The organism is uncultured Lamprocystis sp., assembly GCF_903933125.1.
Classification (GTDB): domain Bacteria; phylum Pseudomonadota; class Gammaproteobacteria; order Chromatiales; family Chromatiaceae; genus Thiodictyon.
In genome coordinates, this window is record NZ_CAIZIZ010000463.1 from 1 (window position 1) to 2,373 (window position 2,373).

Sequence of the window (2,373 nt, forward strand, 5' to 3'; positions counted from 1 at the left end):
AAAGATACTTCAGCGTTTGTCTTAGTGATTCTCGATTTTAGCAGCGGATCGTGTTGAGGGTAGTGTCTGCGCCAGAGAATGATACCTCACGATCGGCACTGATCAGCGACACTGAATAGACGCTCGCCGGGAATTGCTGCCTTCACGCTCTTGGCCGCGGTCATCGCCACCGCGCAAACATCGGTCCCGGTACAGGCCCCGCTCCAGCCGGTAAAGGCATAGCCACTGGCCGGCGTGGCGGTCAGCACGACGACGGTGCCCTTGGCGTAGCCCTCGGTGCAGTCGCTGCCGCAGTCGATCCCGGTTGCCGTCACGGTGCCGCTGCCGCTCTTGGTCACGGTCAGGGTGAACAGTCGCGCGAAGGTGGCAACGCAGGTGGTGTCCTCGATGAGGGCGAAGCTGTCGCCACAGGTGCTCGGCTCCCAGCCGGTAAACATGGATCCAGCCGCGGCGGTGGCGGTGGGCGTGACCATGGTATCGGCCGGATAGGTCCCGCCGCCGCCGACGGTCCCCGATCCGGTGCCGGCCGCACTCACCGTCAAGGTATAGTCTGGGCTTGTCACCGTGACCGTCTCGGCCGCGGAGATCGCCGCGTTGTAGTTGTCGTCTGCGGCCTTGTTTGCCTGGACACTGCAACTGCCGGCACCGGTGGCGGTCAGGGTCGTCTGGCTGATCGAGCAGACAGCGCCGATCGAGGCGATGACGGCGTAGCTGACCTCACCCGTCCCGCTGCCGCCGGTGGCGCTGAGCGCGCTGCTACCGCCGCTGGTGATGACCGCCGGGGTCGCTAAGACCACCAACGTGTCTTGATCGGCCTTGTCGACGGTGATGGTCAACTCGGGGCTGGTGCTGGGGGCATAGATCGCATCGCCGCCATAGGCGGCGGTCAGGGTGCGTATCCCCGCGGCCAGCGAGGACGTGGGGAATGTCGCCGTGCCGTTTTCCAGGGTGCCGGCGCCCAAGTCCTCCGTGCCATCCTTAAAGGTCACCGTGCCCGTGGGCAACGGCCCCCCGCTCGTCGGACTCACCGTTGCGGTGAAATCGACGCGCTCCCCAAAGCGGGGCGAGTTGGTGGAGGTGCTCAATGTGGTCGCAGTGATGACGTTCCCGCCGGCATCCGGGGTGTAGATCTCGGCGGTGGCCAGGGTGATACGGGAGGAATCGGGGCCACAACCTTCTCCGCCCGCAACGAGGACGCTGCCGTTGGGCAGCAGCGTGGCTGTGGGCCAATAACGTCCCTCGGATAAATAGCGGGTTTCGGTCCAACTGCTCGCAAGAAAGTCGTAAAGGACCGCAAGGGGCGCACCACACCAGCCCATTCCTCCAGCGACGAGAACTTTCCCGTCCGGTAGCAGGGTGGCCGTGGTGGCTGCCAGGGTATAGGGCATGGAAGCGGTCGTAGCCCAAGTCTCGGTCGCTGGGTCATACAGGGCGGCGCTACCTTGGACGTCTACGTACCAATTGCTCCCCCCCGCAAGGAGCACTTTACCGTTGGGGAGCAAGGTGGCCGTGAGGAAATCCCGACCCGGGCCGGGTATCGAATCGATCTCGGACCAGGTTCCAGTTGCCGGTTCGTACAGCAAGGCGCTGGCGAGGTAGTCGCCGCTACCGCCGCCACAGTTGCAGTGTCCCCCCGCGACCAGGACTTTACCGTTGGGCAGCAGGGTGGCGGTATGCCCCCACCGCGGCGTCGGCATCGAATCGGTGGCAGCCCAGGTTCCGGTTTCCGGGGTGTACAACTCCGCGGCTTGCGCGTACATCCGGTCTTCCCCCCCCACGACGAGGACTTTGCCGCTGGGTAGCAGGGTGGCGGTGTGGAGGTCTCGTGCAGCGGTCATCTGGCCGGTGGCGGCCCAGGTGTCGGTCGCCGGGTCGTACAACAGCGCGCTAGCGAGGGTGTAGGGCTCGCCCCCCTCCCACCACCCCCCGGCGACGAGGACTTTGCCGTTATCCAACAAGGTCGCGGTGTGGAACACCCGCGGCTCAGGCATTGGACTGGTGGCGGTCCAAGTGCCGACCGCAGGATCATAAAGCACCGCGCTGGCAAGGGTGCCCCGGGGGTCGTCCCACCCACCCGCGACGAGGACCTTGCCGTTGGGCAACAGCGTCGCAGTATGACCATACCGCGCATCGGGCATGACCCCCGTGGTTGCCCAGTCGGCGGCCTGCACACACAAAGAAAAAAGCGCAATCCCGGCCGCGAATAGCCAGGCGAAATACTTGGGACGAAGGTTAAACCGCGCCAAGCGCGAGATACGTAATTTCTGTGATACGTTGCGTCCCGTGCCGAGCCCCCTGTGTCGGCCAGACCGGCCCCCGATACCAGAAGCACGCAGCGTTTATGCTTAAGCTCGATCTCGCGAAGTGGAATCA

The 2,373-nt window shown here is 64.9% G+C and carries 1 protein-coding gene; it reads right to left on the minus strand.

Annotation, left to right across the window (positions count from 1 at the left end; genetic code table 11):
- Positions 1–86 precede the first annotated feature (86 nt).
- The gene (locus QZY03_RS24950; protein WP_295585641.1) at positions 87–2,246 is read right to left on the minus strand and encodes a kelch repeat-containing protein; all 2,160 of its coding nucleotides are present in this window, start codon (positions 2,244–2,246) and stop codon (positions 87–89) included.
- Positions 2,247–2,373 lie beyond the last annotated feature (127 nt).